Raw genomic sequence first — 515 nt, 5'->3', positions numbered from 1 at the left:
ACCGCGGTGTCGTCATCCCGAGCGTGACGTCGGACAGGTCCTGCGTCTGCAGCGTCCCGAGCGGCCCACGCGTCACGACCCGGAGTCCGGTCAGGTGCCCGCCGTGCGCCATGCTCACCGCCTGCATCTCGGCGACGACCCGGACGTCGTGGTGCGGTGCGATCACCGCGCCGTCCGCCCCGAGCACCCGGGCTCCCTCGATCACGTCCGCGGTGTTGCCGTAGATCGCACCCGTCCCGGAACCGCGGACCTTCTCCGCGAGGACGATGTGCACCGAGCGGATCCTGGCGTCCCACGTCGCGCTGACTCCCCGGAGCGTGACCGGACGGTCCATCGGGTTCCGGATCACGAACCCTGCGCTCATCCGGGTCTCGTCACGTCCGATCTCGTCGTCGGACCAGCCGCCGCACGAGCCGCTCGCACCGAGCGCGCGCAGCCGGTCCGGGGACGACGTGACGACCACGAGGCCGGCGAGCAGGACGAGTGCGGCGACGACGCACAGCGCGAGCACCGCG

General features: G+C 72.4%; 1 protein-coding gene. It reads right to left on the bottom strand.

Translation table 11 applies throughout. The features are described from left to right. The coding region (locus tag I5E_RS25700) for a hypothetical protein (RefSeq protein ID WP_042723987.1) at positions 1-515 on the bottom strand (515 nt) is incomplete at both ends.

Source organism: Curtobacterium sp. B18, from assembly GCF_000333375.1.
Lineage (GTDB): Bacteria > Actinomycetota > Actinomycetes > Actinomycetales > Microbacteriaceae > Curtobacterium.
Note: the sequence above shows the minus strand (reverse complement) of the source record. Positions and strands in the feature narration are given on the sequence as shown.